Annotated in this window: 14 protein-coding genes; 9 read left to right on the top strand and 5 right to left on the bottom strand. The window is 61.5% G+C overall.

Annotated elements, in window-relative coordinates; genetic code table 11:
• The first annotated feature begins 6 nt into the window (after window positions 1-6).
• Window positions 7-1,698, top strand: coding sequence for an acyl-CoA dehydrogenase family protein (locus tag QM600_RS11945; RefSeq protein WP_283261671.1), 1,692 nt, complete (start codon window positions 7-9; stop codon window positions 1,696-1,698).
• On the opposite strand, the gene QM600_RS11940 is transcribed toward QM600_RS11945, so the two are convergent.
• Both QM600_RS11940 and QM600_RS11935 read right to left on the bottom strand, forming a co-directional pair.
• Window positions 1,695-3,254 carry a glycosyl hydrolase family 79 C-terminal domain-containing protein gene (locus QM600_RS11940; RefSeq protein WP_283261670.1) on the bottom strand — a complete coding sequence of 520 codons (1,560 nt, stop codon included), beginning with the start codon at window positions 3,252-3,254 and terminating at the stop codon, window positions 1,695-1,697. The genes QM600_RS11945 and QM600_RS11940 overlap by 4 nt on opposite strands.
• Before the next feature lie 107 nt (window positions 3,255-3,361).
• The gene (locus QM600_RS11935; RefSeq protein ID WP_283261669.1) at window positions 3,362-4,156 is read right to left on the bottom strand and encodes an LLM class F420-dependent oxidoreductase; all 795 of its coding nucleotides are present in this window, start codon (window positions 4,154-4,156) and stop codon (window positions 3,362-3,364) included.
• A gap of 239 nt (window positions 4,157-4,395) precedes the next feature.
• On the opposite strand from QM600_RS11935, the gene QM600_RS11930 reads away from it, so the two are divergent.
• Window positions 4,396-5,004 (top strand): ClpP family protease, encoded by a 609-nt coding sequence (locus QM600_RS11930; RefSeq protein ID WP_283261668.1) that lies wholly within the window; start codon window positions 4,396-4,398, stop codon window positions 5,002-5,004.
• Between the two features lie 5 nt (window positions 5,005-5,009).
• Window positions 5,010-5,597, top strand: a complete 588-nt coding sequence (locus tag QM600_RS11925) for an ATP-dependent Clp protease proteolytic subunit (protein WP_094274664.1) — start codon at window positions 5,010-5,012, stop codon at window positions 5,595-5,597.
• A gap of 1 nt (window position 5,598) precedes the next feature.
• Here the strand turns inward: QM600_RS11925 and QM600_RS11920 are convergent, their stop codons facing one another.
• The 3 genes from QM600_RS11920 to QM600_RS11910 are packed head-to-tail and all read right to left on the bottom strand — an operon-like array spanning window position 5,599 to window position 7,331.
• Window positions 5,599-5,967: a helix-turn-helix domain-containing protein gene (locus tag QM600_RS11920; RefSeq protein WP_283261667.1), complete on the bottom strand. Its 369-nt coding sequence runs from the start codon at window positions 5,965-5,967 to the stop codon at window positions 5,599-5,601.
• Between the two features lie 60 nt (window positions 5,968-6,027).
• On the bottom strand, window positions 6,028-6,519 hold the full coding sequence (locus QM600_RS11915) for a TIGR04338 family metallohydrolase (protein WP_283261666.1): 492 nt from the start codon (window positions 6,517-6,519) through the stop codon (window positions 6,028-6,030).
• Window positions 6,516-7,331 (bottom strand): DUF2786 domain-containing protein, encoded by an 816-nt coding sequence (locus QM600_RS11910; RefSeq protein ID WP_283261665.1) that lies wholly within the window; start codon window positions 7,329-7,331, stop codon window positions 6,516-6,518. Before QM600_RS11910 ends, QM600_RS11915 begins: the two co-directional genes overlap by 4 nt.
• Before the next feature lie 113 nt (window positions 7,332-7,444).
• On the opposite strand from QM600_RS11910, the gene QM600_RS11905 reads away from it, so the two are divergent.
• From QM600_RS11905 to QM600_RS11880, 6 genes are all read left to right on the top strand, one after another.
• Window positions 7,445-8,518 carry an ABC transporter ATP-binding protein gene (locus tag QM600_RS11905; RefSeq protein ID WP_283261664.1) on the top strand — a complete coding sequence of 358 codons (1,074 nt, stop codon included), beginning with the start codon at window positions 7,445-7,447 and terminating at the stop codon, window positions 8,516-8,518.
• A gap of 214 nt (window positions 8,519-8,732) precedes the next feature.
• On the top strand, window positions 8,733-10,022 hold the full coding sequence (locus QM600_RS11900) for an ABC transporter substrate-binding protein (protein WP_283261663.1): 1,290 nt from the start codon (window positions 8,733-8,735) through the stop codon (window positions 10,020-10,022).
• 20 nt (window positions 10,023-10,042) lie between these two features.
• Entirely contained in the window at window positions 10,043-11,266 is a 1,224-nt protein-coding gene (locus tag QM600_RS11895) for a carbohydrate ABC transporter permease (protein WP_502942949.1), read from the top strand.
• The gene (locus QM600_RS11890; protein WP_283261662.1) at window positions 11,263-12,099 is read left to right on the top strand and encodes a carbohydrate ABC transporter permease; all 837 of its coding nucleotides are present in this window, start codon (window positions 11,263-11,265) and stop codon (window positions 12,097-12,099) included. The genes QM600_RS11895 and QM600_RS11890 overlap by 4 nt, the downstream gene beginning before the upstream one ends.
• Before the next feature lie 23 nt (window positions 12,100-12,122).
• Complete coding sequence (locus QM600_RS11885) at window positions 12,123-12,305, top strand: hypothetical protein (protein WP_283261661.1); 183 nt, start codon at window positions 12,123-12,125, stop codon at window positions 12,303-12,305.
• A 172-nt stretch (window positions 12,306-12,477) separates the two neighbouring features.
• Window positions 12,478-14,658 carry a transglycosylase domain-containing protein gene (locus QM600_RS11880; RefSeq protein WP_283261660.1) on the top strand — a complete coding sequence of 727 codons (2,181 nt, stop codon included), beginning with the start codon at window positions 12,478-12,480 and terminating at the stop codon, window positions 14,656-14,658.
• The last annotated feature ends 7 nt before the right edge of the window (window positions 14,659-14,665 follow it).

The following is a 14,665-nucleotide window of genomic DNA, read 5'->3' as shown; positions in this document are numbered from 1 at the left end:
CCAATCATGACTGAAATTTCCGAGAAGACCGTCACCCATCCGGCTCCGCATCGCACGCATGCTGTGCTCAATCAGTCCGTACCCCGTACCGACGTAAACGAGTACCTCCTCGATCCGGTGCTCGCCGAAGGCGTGGTCCGTCACGATGCCGGCTGGGCTGCAGACGAACTCACCGATATCGGCGAACTGGTCGGCAGTGCAGGATTCCAGCACGACGCCGAGCTGGCCAACACCGTCATCCCCGAGCTTCACACGTTCGACCGCTGGGGCAACCGCATCGACGAGGTGGAATACCACCCGTCTTACCACCGCATCATCTCGGCGGCGGTAGCTCACGGCGCGCACACCTCGGCCTGGGAAAACCCGAAGCCGGGCGCCAATGTTGCTCGCGCAGCGGCCTTCATGATGTTCGCGCAGGTCGAGCCGGGTCACTCGTGCCCCATCTCGATGACACACGCGGTCATTCCTTCGCTGGAGCTGCAGCCCGACGTGGCTGTCATCTGGAAGCCCCGCGCCCTCTCTCGTAGCTACACTCCCGAGTTGGATGCTCCCGGAAAGGCATCCGCGATCTTCGGTATGTCCATGACGGAGAAGCAGGGCGGCTCCGACGTGCGGGCCAATACCACCATCGCCAAGCCTGCCGGCCGTGGTGGCCCGGGTGCCGATTATCTGCTCACCGGCCACAAGTGGTTCTGCTCTGCACCGATGTCCGACGCCTTCCTCGTGCTGGCCCAGGCTGAAGGTGCTGCCGGCGAAGGACTTTCCTGCTTCCTTCTTCCCCGCATCCTGGCCGACGGCACCCGCAACGTCTTCCGCATCCAGCGCCTCAAGAACAAGCTGGGCAACAAGTCCAACGCGTCCTCCGAGATCGAGCTCGACGGCACAGTCGGCATCATGATCGGTGAACCCGGCCGGGGCGTGCGGACCATCATCGAAATGGTGTCGCAAACTCGACTCGACTGCATCCTCGGCAGCGCCGCCGGCATGCGCCAGTCCGTCGCCGAGGCCGTGTGGCATGCCCGCCACCGCAGCGCATTCGGCGCCGTACTGGCCGATCAGCCGGCCATGACGTCCGTCCTGGCAGACCTGTCACTCGAGTCCGAAGCCGCCACCATCACCGGTCTTCGGTTGGCGCGCGCTCAGGACAACGACGCCGACGACCGGGAAAAGGCGTTCCGTCGTCTCGCAACCGCCGTTGCGAAGTACTGGGTCTGCAAGCGTGGACCGCACCACTCCTACGAGGCCCTCGAATGCCTCGGTGGCAACGGATACACCGAAGACTTCCCACTGGCTCGCCGCTACCGCGAGCAGCCCGTCATGGCGGTCTGGGAGGGCTCCGGCAACGTCATCGCTCTCGACGTCTTGCGCGCCATGACCCGTGAATCTGATTCCGTCGCAGCCTTCGACCACGAAGTCAATCTGGCTCGCGGCAACAACACCGTCCTCGATCAGCACCTCGACCGGGTGCGTCGTCAACTCGGCGAACTCGCCACGATGGCACCCGCCGACGCGCAGTTCCGCGCGCGTAGCGTCGTCGAAGCTATGGCCTTGGCGCTGCAGGCTTCGCTGATGGTGCGTTATTCGCCGGCTGCGTCTTCCGATGCATTCATTGCCGGACGATTGGGTGCCGATCGTGGCCACGAGTACGGAACCCTACCGGTGGGAACAGATTTCGCAGGGATCCTTGCTCGCGCTTAATTGACCGTCAGTAACACTGCACTGGGAGCATCGATACGTACTCGGTACCGTCCGTCGGTGCCGAGTACGTTTTCGTTCGAACTCGGTGTGAAGGTGCCGTTTTTCGCGACCGTGGAATTGGCGAACGTGGCACCGTCGACGGCGTCGGGCGAAACTGCGGTCAATCGTTCGACGGACGCGGAAGTACCGTCTTCACCAACGATTTCGACGTTGACATCACCGGTGAATACCCGATCCATACTGTTGACGATCACCTTGACGGTACCGTCGGGCATGCGGACCGCATATGCCGAAACATTTGCTGCGCCGGATTCGACTGTGGTGGGCAAGATCTGGCCACCGACAAGCCGGCTGAGCATGAGCAGGCCGTAGTAGTTCGGGTTGGCCTGAGCCTGACCGGATTGGCGGGTATTGTCGTCGGCAAAGCAGATGAGTGAGTAGCTTTCACAATCGTCGGGTTGATTGTGCAGGTTTACACCGGTGACACCCTCACGCGCTGCGGTCATCAGATAATCGACTGTCCACAATGCCGCGCCGAAGGAGTTGGTGACTCCTTCCTTCCCTTCTTTTGCCACCGAGTTTGTTTCGGCCAGTTTCGGTTCGAGCCCGGCATGTTCGGCCTTGGCGACGAAGTCTCGAATCAACGTTGTTTGCTTCACGGAGTTTTCGCGCGACATCAGTTTGTCGACACTGGGGAGTCCGCCGATGAGATCGGAACTGGCCGAAGTGAATCCGACCCTCGCGGTGTTCACGTACGGGTAGTAGTGCTGATTGAGGTACTTGCTCTCCGAACCGAATGCGGAAATGTAGGTGTCCAGCCACGGATTCACCACGGCTGCGGCGATCACCGGATCAATCAGTTGGTTGCCGATTCCGGCACCGGCAGTATTGGGTCCTTCGATCGGCACTCCCGGAGCGGCGGCGCGGATCGCGTCGCGGTAGGCCCGAGCATCCGGCACGTAGGTCGCCGGAAGTAAGGGACGGCGATCTCCGGCGTTGCTGATGGGCGCGATGAGATAGAAGTTGGGCTCGTTTCCGATCTGAATTGATCGGAGAGAGTTACCGATTCGATCCTGGGCTTCGCGGGCCTGGTCCCCGGCGGCAGCCGGATCGAAGTGTGCGAAATTCACGCCGAGGTCGACGCTCCACCCGGTAGCATCGGCTAGTTTGCCGACCCGAGACAGGTCGTCGGGAGTGACGTGTTGACCGTCTTTGGCCCAGGCCGGGACCGGTGCATCGGGATCCGGCATCCATGCGGTGTTGTCCACCTGATTTGCGCTGAAGCGCATATTGCCGGTGCCGAGGTTCTCGAGCAGAGTATCGACGTTCCCGGCCGCAGGATCGATCCACGCCTGATGCATGAGGTTGGCTTCGAAAGACAGCCCGAGGAAGTCTTGCGGAATGACACGACCCGGCTTCGTAGCGTCGACGCGAATTGTCACCGAGGGGCTAGGAATGTCTGCTGCCGCCGGCATGGCAGAGAGTGAGAGGGGTAGGGCGACGCAGATACCGAGAATCGAGATTCGGTAGTTCCGGACCAACTTCGAGCGCGTCAATTGGTGCCTCCCGTAGATGTGCTGGCGAGGCGACCAAGTGAACGGCGCTTCGCAATCAGGACACTACGGAGTTGCAGGGTTGAGGTTCCGGTTTTCGTGAAATGCAGTCAGGCCAGCCCGCTCAGTGAGGGGGCCGTGTTGTCATCTCGCCATCCGATGGCCTCGACGAGCGTCGTGAGGTCGTAGTCGGGTCCGCTCGCACTGACGGTGAACAACGTGACGCCGTCGGAAACGAGGTCTGCCGCATTCTCCAGCCCTGGCCACGGCGCAGAATGCTCCACGTCCATTGGATTGCGCCCGACGGCAGCGCAATGGTCGGTCAGGATCCCGGACTTGCGCAGGTGCGTCTCACGGTCCCCGAAGCTGTGCCAGACGTCGGCGTATTCGGCCACCAGACGCAGTGTCTTCTTCTCTCCGCCACCACCGATCAGAACCGGGATATTGCGCGTCGGCGACGGATTGCCCTTGGCCAGACGCTTTGTGATCCGCGGTAGATATTCGCCGAGAAGTTTCAGACGCGAGCCGGGAGTGCCGAAGTCGTAACCGAATTGGTCGTAATCCTTCTCGAACCATCCGGCTCCGATGCCGAGGATCAGGCGTCCGCCGCTCAGGTGGTCCACGGTGCGTGCCATATCGGCCAGCAGATCAGGATTGCGGTAGCCGCCGCCAGTCACCAGGGCGCCGATCTCTACGTTCGACGTCTGCTCCGCCCAGGCCCCGAGCATGGTCCAGCACTCGAAATGTGCGCCATCCGGATCTCCCGTCAGGGGGTAGAAGTGGTCCCAGTTGAAGATGATATCGACGCCCGCGTCCTCCGATCGCAGGACGGCGTCGCGGATCAGCCCGTAATTGGGCGCGTGCTGAGGTTGGAGTTGAACACCGATGCGTACCGGACGAGTCATGCCACGCTCCTGCCGAGAGGAAATGGTTATCTCTACCCATCATGGCCGGAGATGCCCGTTGGCCGCTACGTTCCTGCCGGTTTGGGCCATCTATGCCGGTGTCTGGCGCCCCCCATTTTTCGAGCGAACGGTACGTCGATCGCCTCAGATCGAACGAAAGGTACGTTCGCTCGGAACGGGGGTCTGCCCACAGCAGACAATCAGGAGCCGAGCCGCACACCGCCGGTAGGAATGACCGCATGACTACTTCAGCACCCACCGATACTGGTTACCGTGACCTGTTGACAGATAGGCTCTTCCGCCAACGCACCATCTTGCTTACCGGCGAAGTGAACGACGACATGGCCGAACGCGTGTGTTCCGAACTGGTGCTTCTTGCCACCACCGACCCCAAGCGTGACATCGTCCTCTACATCAATTCGCCCGGCGGTTCGGTATTCGCGGGCCTTGCCATCTACGACACCATGAAGCTCGTTCCCAACGACGTGGTGACGGTCGCAATGGGATTCGCCGCCAGTATGGGTCAGGTACTTCTCTGTTCCGGTACAAAAGGCAAACGAATAAGCTTGGCGCATAGCAGAATCATGATGCACCAGCCCTCTGCGGGGATCGGCGGTACGGCGGTAGACATCGCGATTCAGGCCGAGAGTCTCGAGATGATGAAGCGTCAATCCCAGGAGATTCTTGCCGCTGAAACCGGGCGGACCGTAGAAGAGATCGAGACCGACAGTGATCGTGATCGGTGGTTCACCGCCGAGCAAGCACGTGAGTACGGAATTGTCGATCGCGTCGTGACTACGTTCGCCGAAATCGCGCCGCAGGCAATGTTCCCCAAGATCGGACTGTGAACATCATGTCCCAGTATACGATTCCCAGCGTTATCGAACGAACACCCACGGGCGAGCGGTCTTTCGACATCTTCAGCCGGTTGCTCAACGAACGTATCGTCTTTCTCGGCACGGAGATCGACGACGGCGTCGCGAACGTTGTGATGGCTCAGCTGCTGCATCTGCAGGCAGACAACCCGGATCGCGAAATCGGGTTGTACATAAACTCTCCGGGTGGTTCTACCACTGCGATGCTGGCAATTTACGACACTATGCAGTTCATGAAGCCCACGATCGCCAGCTACTGCATGGGGCAGGCTTCGTCGGCTGCTGCGGTACTGCTCGCCGCCGGCACGCCGGGGCACCGCCATGTTCTCGCCCATTCGAGGGTGCTGCTGCACCAACCGTCGACGCAAGGCAGTGGCACTATCTCGGACCTGGCGCTTCAGGCAGCTGAAATTATGAGAATCCGCGAGCAAACCGAAACGATCTTGAGCAAGCACACCGGTCAGAGCGTCGAGCGACTCCGGAAGGATACTGACCGAGACCGGATCTTCACGGCACGCGACGCGATCGCTTACGGCTTGGCCGACGTGCTTATTGAAGGGAATTGACTCAGGCCGCCATCAGGACGGGCCCGGATATCGGCCGCGGCGTGTGTCCGAACGAGATGGAATTGAGTGCCACGATCTTGTTTCCCGAGCGGAAGAGCAAGTGTTCCAACGGCATTCCGAGTGCATTACAGATAGAGCGCAAGATCTCCGAGGACGGTTCCTTCTTGCCTCGTTCGACCTCGGACAAGTATTGCTTCGACATTCCGACTTCGGCAGCAACATCGCCTAAGGTTCGATCCTGATCACGCCTGACCTCACGCAGTACGCGTCCGTAAGCTTCTCGAATCAGCGGGGCCTTCTGTGCAGGCGCCGCGGTGCCGGAATGCTCAGAGGTATCCTTGACCAGGGCCAACTTGTGCGGCGTGTCCATGTGCCGAGTATTCCAGGCGTCCGGCCAGGTCGCCAGGAGATTCGCCGAGGGCTGACATGGTCAGCCGGTCTTGACGCCGCCGGCCAGGTACATGGCCCGCAGCACGAATGCCGCCTCGGGTCCGATGATCTCGCCGACCAAAGTCAGATAGCGGTCGACGAAGGATGCTCCATGGGCAGGCGCATCATCATCGCCGAGATGATGCGCAAGCTCGTGCAGGACAACAAGTTCCCGCATCGCCCACCGGCCGTCACGATCAATCGGTACGGCGATAACCTCGTTCGAGTAGTGGGCAGCAGTGTTGCCGGCGCGGGAGCGCACGGCGACCGAAATACTTGCGCGGGTCCAGGTTTCAGCTACCCAATTCAGCCTGAGGGCCTGATCGCAATACGCCTGAACCGATTCCACGGATCCGAATTTGCGTTCCACCGGCAAGGTGACGGAGGATCCGAGAATTTCCACAGTTCGAAGGTTGCGTTCATCGGCACGATCGAACATGCTGCGCACCAAAGTTTCTGCGTCGTAGACGGAACTGCGCTGGGAATCTCTCACGAGCCCAGCTGCTCCCGCACGCCGCCGATTTCGGGCAGATTTCCCAGTCGAGCGGCCATCGCGGCGCGATCTCCGGCCTTACGTGCATGCGACGAATGCCCGGCGTCGGCGCGTCCGCCGCCCTTCCAGGTTCCCCGGGCTTTGGAGTTGGAGGAGTAGTAGTCTTTGAGTTCAATTTCCTTGTTACGTAACACCAAAGCAGTGTCCGAAGATGACTCGGCGACTACTTTCTTCTCCGTTTCCTGCTTGGTTTCCGTCAATCGTGCACCGATCCGCGACGCATACGCCATCTGGAAGTTGAGGCGAGCTGTCACTCCCGCCACCGGTTTACGAACCTGCGAGCTGACGCGACGACGCCCGCGAGTTTCGACGACAGTCCGGATCGTCGTCTCGCCTCGATACTCGCCCGAGCGAATATAGGCGTCGGAATCGCGCACCATTTGGAACAGAAGGCTCGAGTACAGGGCCTCGCACACGTCGATATCGCCGGCAAATCCGTACGCGAAGATCACCGCGCCGGTTTGCGCGATATCGCACTGCACGTCATTGGCGGCGGCAATGGAGATGAACAACTGCGCGTAGGTGCGCAGTCCGCGCTTGCCGGGTTCGCCGATGGTGATGAGCCGTTGAGTGGGCGTCGCACGTTTCTCCGACGACGCGGTGTGCGCGCGAGCAACAGCCAAATCGATGGCGGAACTGGTGGCCAACCGCTGCGCGGCTGCCATGAAGGCTTCACCCTCATGTGGATTGTCGGTGGATTCCGCTTGGCGTAGCAGTGCACCGATGCGGGTCAACATCTTCTCCGAACTCACCGCTGCAGAGTACGCCCGCAGACCGACACGGCAGCTTATGCTGCTGGGGCACGTACCCACCCTCAACTCGGATCGTCCGGCACGTTCCTGCCGGTAGAAGGGATTTAACAGTCATGGCTTCAGTGACATTCGAGGGCACAACTTGCCTGTTCCCCGGCTCGAACACCCCTGCGGTGGACAATTTGGACCTCGAGATCGAGAACGGCGAATTCCTCGTTCTCGTCGGCCCGTCGGGCTGTGGAAAGTCGACGACGCTGCGCATGCTCGCCGGTCTCGAGGACGTCCACAGCGGGCGCATCCTCATCGGTGACCGCGACGTGACGGGCCAGGAACCCAAAGAACGTGACATCGCGATGGTGTTCCAGAACTACGCGCTCTACCCGCACATGTCGGTGGCCGAGAACATGGGATTTGCGCTCAAGTTGGCGGGCACGAACAAGGCGGAGATCCGCGCTCGCGTCGAAGAAGTCGCGAAGATGCTCGATCTCGAGCCGTACTTGGATCGCAAGCCGAAGGCACTTTCCGGTGGTCAGCGTCAGCGAGTTGCCATGGGCCGCGCGATTGTTCGTCAGCCGCAGGTCTTCCTGATGGATGAGCCGCTGTCCAACCTCGACGCAAAACTGCGCGTCCAGACGCGTACGCAGATCGCTCAGTTGCAGCGACGTCTCGAAACCACGATGGTCTACGTGACTCACGACCAGGTCGAAGCCATGACCATGGGTGACCGCGTCGCCGTCCTCGAAAAGGGAATCCTGCAGCAGTGTGCGTCGCCGCGCGAGCTGTACAACAGGCCGAAAAACGTGTTTGTCGCCGGTTTCATGGGTTCACCCGCAATGAACCTGTTCACCCTCCCGCTTGTCGACGGTGGTGTGGCGTTCGGTGACGTAATTGTGCCGGTTTCCCGTGAAACATTGAACGGGACACCCGAGACCGAGGTAGTACTCGGAATTCGCCCCGAACACCTCGATGTCGCTGCCGACGGCCTGCCGATGGAAGTTGACGTCGTCGAAGAGCTCGGTTCCGACGCCTACGTCTACGGCCGCACCACCATCGGGGGCGTGTCGCAGCAGATCGTTTCGCGTGGTGACTGGCGCAATCCGCCCGAGAAGGGCGATCGAGTAAATCTGCGTGTCGATCCCGAAAAGGTGCATATCTTCGCAGCCAGTGACGGTCGACGCCTGGGTTAGGCAATCCGAACAGGCTCGGCTAGACAATCCGGACAACCCGGGTCGAGGAACCTCTCATACGACACATGAACGATTCAGGTTGGTCGTAATACCCACAAGTAGGGGTGTCTCGTGCCACAGTAAGGGCCGACGCCGGGAGCCGGTACTTATGGCGCATGCCGTGAGCCGACTCTCGGTGACCGTCTATTTGTCGTATACAACGGGGAGCGAATCCATGGTTCTGAACTCGAAGGCGATGCGCCGAGCTGCAATTGCAGCGGCGGCAGTGTCGATGCTGGTACTGGCAGGCTGCTCGTCCGACAACGGAAGCGGCGACACCAGCACCACCACAGCTGCCGCAGGAGGGTCGACCTCGAGCGAAGGCCGCGGCCCGATCACGATCGTCGAAGGTCAGGATGCCCTGAACGAGGCGCTCGAAAACATCATCACCGACTGGAATGCCGAGCATCCGGACGAGAAGGTCACCCTGAAGCCGCTGGCCAAGGAAGCCAACGCGCAGGTCGACGACATCACGCAGCGTATGCAGGCCAAGAGTGCCGAGTACGACCTCATCGGCGTCGACGTTGTCAACACCGCGCAGTTCGCTGCAAACGGTTGGCTGAAGCCGCTCGAAGGTGACCTGAAGATCGACGAGTCCGGCCTCCTGCCGTCGACCGTCGCCTCGGGTACCTACAACGGCAAGCTCTACGCTGCGCCCAAGAACACCAACGCCGCGTTCCTGTACTACCGCAAGGACCTCGTCGAGAAGGCTCCGACCACGCTGGCCGAGCTCAAGGAAAACTGCCCGAAGGCCGTCGAAGCTGGTATCGACTGCTACATCGGCCAGTTCAAGAACTACGAGGGCCTGACGGTCAACACCACCGAGATCACCAACGCATACGGTGGACCGTGGGTCGGACCGGACGGAATCACCCCGGCCATCGACGACAAGACGCAGGCCGGCGTGCAGTTCATCGTCGATTCGTTTGCCGACAAGACCATCCCGCAGTCGGCCCTGACCTACTCGGAGGGTGAGTCGCAGAACTCCTTCGGCGACGGCAAGGCACTCTTCATGCGCAGCTGGTCAGGCTTCTCGGTGGACGGTGAAAAGACCTCCGTCGCCGGCAAGTACGGCTACGCAGTTCTGCCAGGTGTCGACGGACCGGGTGCTTCGACCGTCGGCGGTTACAACGTCGGCATCAGCGCGTACTCGGATGCACCGCTGACGGCGCGTGACTTCCTGGAGTTCATGCAGACCAAGAAGTCGCAGACGTACTTCACCGCGGTCGGCGGCGCGCCCGTCCTCGCGGCTGTTTACGACGACCCGGCAGTGCTCGCAGAGTTCCCGTACTTCGCGACACTGAAGGAAGCACTGGCCACGGCTCAGCCGCGTCCCGTCACGCCGTACTACACGCAGGTGTCCAAGTCGATCTCCGACAACACCTACGCTGCTATCCGCGGCGAGAAGACCGTCGAGCAGGCTTTGGCGGACACCAAGGCCGGCATCGAAACCGCCGGTAACTGATCTACCAGGAGCAATAGGCAATGGCAGAACCGCAGGATCCTTCCGCGGCTGTGCCTGCCAACCCCCCGGTCGGGGCCGGGTCAACCGGCTCCGACCGTTCGGGCGTTGGTGGGAGGCATCGCGCACCGGATTTTTCTCTGGAAAAAACTCCGACTCTGGAAAAAACCCTGGAGCCACAGGCGCCGGGGTCGGCCCTGACCGAGGTTCTGCCTGACCTTGTCGACACGCCGCCGCCGGGTCCGCCCGCCATGCCGGGGAAGCCGCCCCCCGCGGTACCGGGTAATTCGACAGACAAGCCGAAGAAGCGTCGCAAGATTCCCGTGTGGGCGTTTGTCGCTCCGTCGTTGATCGTGCTCGCGATCATCATCGTGTACCCGCTCGGGCGCGCGATCTGGATGTCGATGCACAGTGACGCCAAGAAGCTCGATCCCGAGACGGGGATGTTCGTCAGCGGTTCGTTCACGTGGTTCGACAACTACAAGAACTGGATCACCGAGTCCTGCAACACGGCCGCGGGTTCCATTCCGTGCCCGCCCGGCACGCTCGGCTCGCAGTTCTGGCAGTCGATCGGCAATACGTTCGGATTCACCGTCGTCACTGTCCTTCTCGAGACGGTTATCGGTCTCTCGATGGCGTTGATCATGGCCAAGACGTTCCGTGGGCGCGGTCTGCTGCGCGCATCCGTCCTGATTCCGTGGGCCATCCCCACCGCAGTCACCGCGAAATTATGGTTCTTCATCTTCGCCAACGACGGCATCGCCAACAAGATTCTCGGCACCAACATCCTGTGGACGGCCGACCCCTGGCCGGCGCGATTCGCGATCGTCGTCGCCGACGTCTGGAAGACAGCGCCGTTCATGGCCCTGCTCATCCTCGCCGGCTTACAGATGATTCCCGCCGACGTCTATGAAGCGGCCAAGGTGGACGGTGCCACGGCGTGGCAGCGCTTCCGCATGATCACTCTGCCGCTGGTCAAACCCGCGCTGATGGTGGCCGTGCTCTTCCGCGTCATGGACGCACTGCGTATGTACGATCTGCCCGCCATCATGATGGGCTCCAACCCCGCAACGTCCACCATCTCGGTTCTGGTGGTCGATCAGATGCGCGTCGGCGCCAATTCCGCGTCGGCACTCTCGACCATCACATTCCTCATCATCTTCGCTGTGGCCTTCATTCTGGTCCGATTCCTCGGTGCCAACGCGGTCAGCACGCAGGAAAAGCAGCGAAAGGGGGAGCCGGTATGAACAAGTCACTGCGTGGCAAGATCGGCACCTACATCGGCGTCGTACTGATCATCGTGTGGGGACTTGCGCCCTGCTACTGGATGATCGTGACAGCTTTTCGCGACCCGTCGGAAACCTTCTCGACGTCACTCTGGCCCAACAACTTCACGTGGTCGAACTTCACGGCAGCGCTTGATCCCGACGCCAAAGTGAACTTCACGCGGGCACTGATGAACAGCCTCGTCATCGCCGGCGCAACCACCCTGATCGCCTTGGTCATCGGTGTTTTCACGGCGTACGCACTCTCGCGTTTCCAGTTCCGTGGCAAATACTTCGTCACCGGAATCATCCTCGGTGCATCGATGTTTCCCGTCGTCGCACTCGTGACGCCGCTGTTCCAATTGTTCACCGACATCGGCTGGATCGGCACCTACAAAGCGCTGATCATCCCGAACATTTCCTTTGTTCTGCCGCTGACGGTCTACACGCTGACGTCGTTCTTCTCCGAACTTCCCTGGGAACTCGAAGAAGCCGCACGCATCGACGGCGCTACCCGTGGCCAGGCCTTCCGGCTGATCATGCTCCCGCTCGCGGCGCCGGCACTGTTCACGACGGCGATCCTGGCGTTCATCGCGACGGTCAACGAGTACCTGCTCTCGCTCCAACTCTCGAGTGACAAAACCGCGCCCGTCACCGTGGCGATGGCCAAGTTCTCCGGAACCGACCCGTTTGTCACGCCGTACACCTCGATCATGGCTGGTGGCACGCTCGTGATGGTCCCGCTCGTCATCATGGTGCTGATCTTCCAGCGCCGCATCATCGCAGGTCTGACTGCCGGCGGCGTCAAGTCGTGATGCGGGCTTCCAAGTCCCAGCGTATGGAGCTGATCGCCGGCTTCATTTCTGTTTTCACACTCATGGCATTGATCGGTGCGGTAGTCGCCATCGCCACAGGCGATTCCGGAGTCATGCAGTCGCTAGTGCTGCTGGGTTGCGTGATTGCTCTCGGATCCGCGTTCCGCGGCTATCGGAAAGCCGTCCGAGCAGAGCGTGGGCAATAGTTCGCGCGTCCGTGCGGAGCGTGGGCAGTAGACGGCCCGGCCGCGCGGAGCGTCGGGCGTATGAAGCCGGTAGTGTGACGTTTCGGTATCGGAGTTGCGGGGAGTTATCTGATCGAGACAACGCCCTGGTGAAATGGTGCCGTAGGTCAGGTCCACGACCGGGAGTGTGTGAGTGAGTCCATCGAACAGATCGAACGCGGCAGGTGGCGGCGAGTCGTCTTCGCGTCGCCCCCGCAATGCGGCCACTCCGGCCAAGAAGAAGCGTTCCAAGTGGCGGTTCGTTCGGCGGACGATTTACGTACTCGTACTCCTGATGGTCATCGTGCCGGCGTCGGTTTTTGCTGTTGCTTACTCTCGCACCGAGGTTCCGCGGCCGTCCGACATGCAGACCAACCAGGTGTCCACCATTTACATGGCCGACGGCACCACGGTGCTCGGCAAGGTGGTGCCCCCGGAGGGCAACCGCACCGAGGTTGCGTTGTCAGCCATCCCGATTCATGTTCGTGACGCAGTTCTTTCTGCCGAGGATCGCAATTTCTACACCAACCCCGGCTTCTCGGTTTCGGGATTCGCACGCGCGGCCCGAGACAACATCATGGGCAAGGAAAGCGCCGGCGGCGGATCCACCATCACCCAGCAGTACGTGAAGAACGTGTTGGTCGGTGATGAACGAAGCATCGACCGAAAGCTTCGTGAGCTGGTTATTTCCGCCAAGATGGCACGCGAGTGGCCCAAGGACGACATCCTCGCGGCATACCTGAACACCATCTACTTCGGTCGCGGGGCTTACGGCATCGCGGCCGCGTCGACGGCGTACTTCGACAAGCCCGTCAGCGACCTGACCGTCGGTGAAGGCGCAGTTCTGGCATCCGTGATCCAGAGTCCGTCATTCCTCGACCCCGAAACCAATCTTCCGGCGCTCGAAGCGCGATGGAACTACGTGCTGGGCGGCATGGTCGATCTGGGGACGCTCACCAAAGCAGATCGTGAGGCGATGACGTTCCCCGTCGTCGCGTCGGCTCACCGTCCTACAGATCTGAATCAGGCCCCCGGACCCGAGGGACACGTCAAGACGCAGGTCCTCAAGGAGCTCTCCGACGCCGGGATCAGCGATGAGACGCTGAACACAGCGGGTCTGCAGATCACCACCACCATCGACCCGCAGGCTCAACAGGCTGCGCTCAATGCCGTGAGTAAGAACATGAACGGCGAGCCGGAGGAACTTCGTACCGCAGCCGTGTCCATCGACCCACGGACCGGTGGAGTGTCCGCCTACTACGGCGGCGAGGACGGCGCTGGTTTCGATTACGCGCAGGCGCCACTCCAGACGGGTTCGGCGTTCAAGGTCTTCGGACTCGTCGCGGCCTTGAAGGAAGACATCCCGCTTTCCGCCCGTTTCGACAGCTCACCCTTGACCATTAACGGTGTCACCATCGGAAACGTCGGCGGAGAATCGTGCGGCACCTGCACCATCGCCGAAGCCCTGAAGCGTTCCTTGAACACCAGCTTCTACCGGCTGATGCTCTCGATGGAGGACGGTCCGCAGAAGATCGCCGACGCTGCACATCTCTCCGGAATCCCGGAGCGCATCCCCGGCCTCGACTACCCGACGCTCACGCAAGCCGGTGACCCGCCGGAAAACGGAATCGTGCTCGGGCAGTATCAGTCCCGCGTCATCGACATGGCGTCCGCGTACGCGACTCTCGCCAACTCGGGGGTCTACCAGCAGCCGCACTTCATCCAGAAAGTGGTGACAGCCGACGGTGAGGTCCTCCTCGACCGCCCGGACTCCCCCGGTGAGCGTCGACTGGACGCAGCAGTCGCAGAAAATGTCACGCAGGCGATGCTGCCGATCGCGTCGTACTCCAACGGTCACGCGCTGGCCGGTAGCCGTCCCGTCGCAGCCAAGACCGGCACCGCTCAGCTCGGTGACACCGGCGAGAACAAGGACGCCTGGATGGTCGGCTACACGCCGTCGCTGTCCACCGCAGTATGGATCGGCACCTCGGACGCACAGTCCATCACCAACTCCTACGGTGGTTTGATTTACGGATCCGGGCTGCCGGCCGATATCTGGAAGAGCACGATGGACGGTGCCTTGAAGGGCTCGGACGTCGAGACCTTCCCGTGGCCCGACCCGATCGGTGGACAGGCCGGTGTCCCGTCCAACTCGGGTGTCACCTCGTCCAACGGCGGGGGCGGCGGGGGCGGCGGGACCAATAATGCGGATCCCACCAACACGATCGCGATTCCCGGACTACCTCCGGTACAGATTCCGCAGATCCCGCAGGCTCCGCAGCGGCCCCGTTCGATCGAGATTCTTCCGGGCATCGTTATTCCGCTGCCTGGCTGAGTCCCGC

The sequence above is a fragment of the Rhodococcus sp. IEGM 1379 genome, assembly GCF_030056815.1.
GTDB lineage: Bacteria > Actinomycetota > Actinomycetes > Mycobacteriales > Mycobacteriaceae > Rhodococcus_F.
Note: the sequence above shows the minus strand (reverse complement) of the source record. Positions and strands in the feature narration are given on the sequence as shown.

Excerpts from the sequence above, each read along its gene's own strand:
- QM600_RS11945 (WP_283261671.1), top strand. The coding sequence starts at position 7 with ATGACTGAAATTTCCGAGAAGACCGTCACCCATCCGGCTCCGCATCGC.
- QM600_RS11935 (WP_283261669.1), bottom strand. The coding sequence starts at position 4,156 with ATGACTCGTCCGGTACGCATCGGTGTTCAACTCCAACCTCAGCACGCG.
- QM600_RS11930 (WP_283261668.1), top strand. The coding sequence starts at position 4,396 with ATGACTACTTCAGCACCCACCGATACTGGTTACCGTGACCTGTTGACA.
- QM600_RS11925 (WP_094274664.1), top strand. The coding sequence starts at position 5,010 with ATGTCCCAGTATACGATTCCCAGCGTTATCGAACGAACACCCACGGGC.
- QM600_RS11920 (WP_283261667.1), bottom strand. The coding sequence starts at position 5,967 with ATGGACACGCCGCACAAGTTGGCCCTGGTCAAGGATACCTCTGAGCAT.
- QM600_RS11905 (WP_283261664.1), top strand. The coding sequence starts at position 7,445 with ATGGCTTCAGTGACATTCGAGGGCACAACTTGCCTGTTCCCCGGCTCG.
- QM600_RS11900 (WP_283261663.1), top strand. The coding sequence starts at position 8,733 with ATGGTTCTGAACTCGAAGGCGATGCGCCGAGCTGCAATTGCAGCGGCG.
- QM600_RS11895 (WP_502942949.1), top strand. The coding sequence starts at position 10,043 with ATGGCAGAACCGCAGGATCCTTCCGCGGCTGTGCCTGCCAACCCCCCG.
- QM600_RS11890 (WP_283261662.1), top strand. The coding sequence starts at position 11,263 with ATGAACAAGTCACTGCGTGGCAAGATCGGCACCTACATCGGCGTCGTA.
- QM600_RS11885 (WP_283261661.1), top strand. The coding sequence starts at position 12,123 with ATGGAGCTGATCGCCGGCTTCATTTCTGTTTTCACACTCATGGCATTG.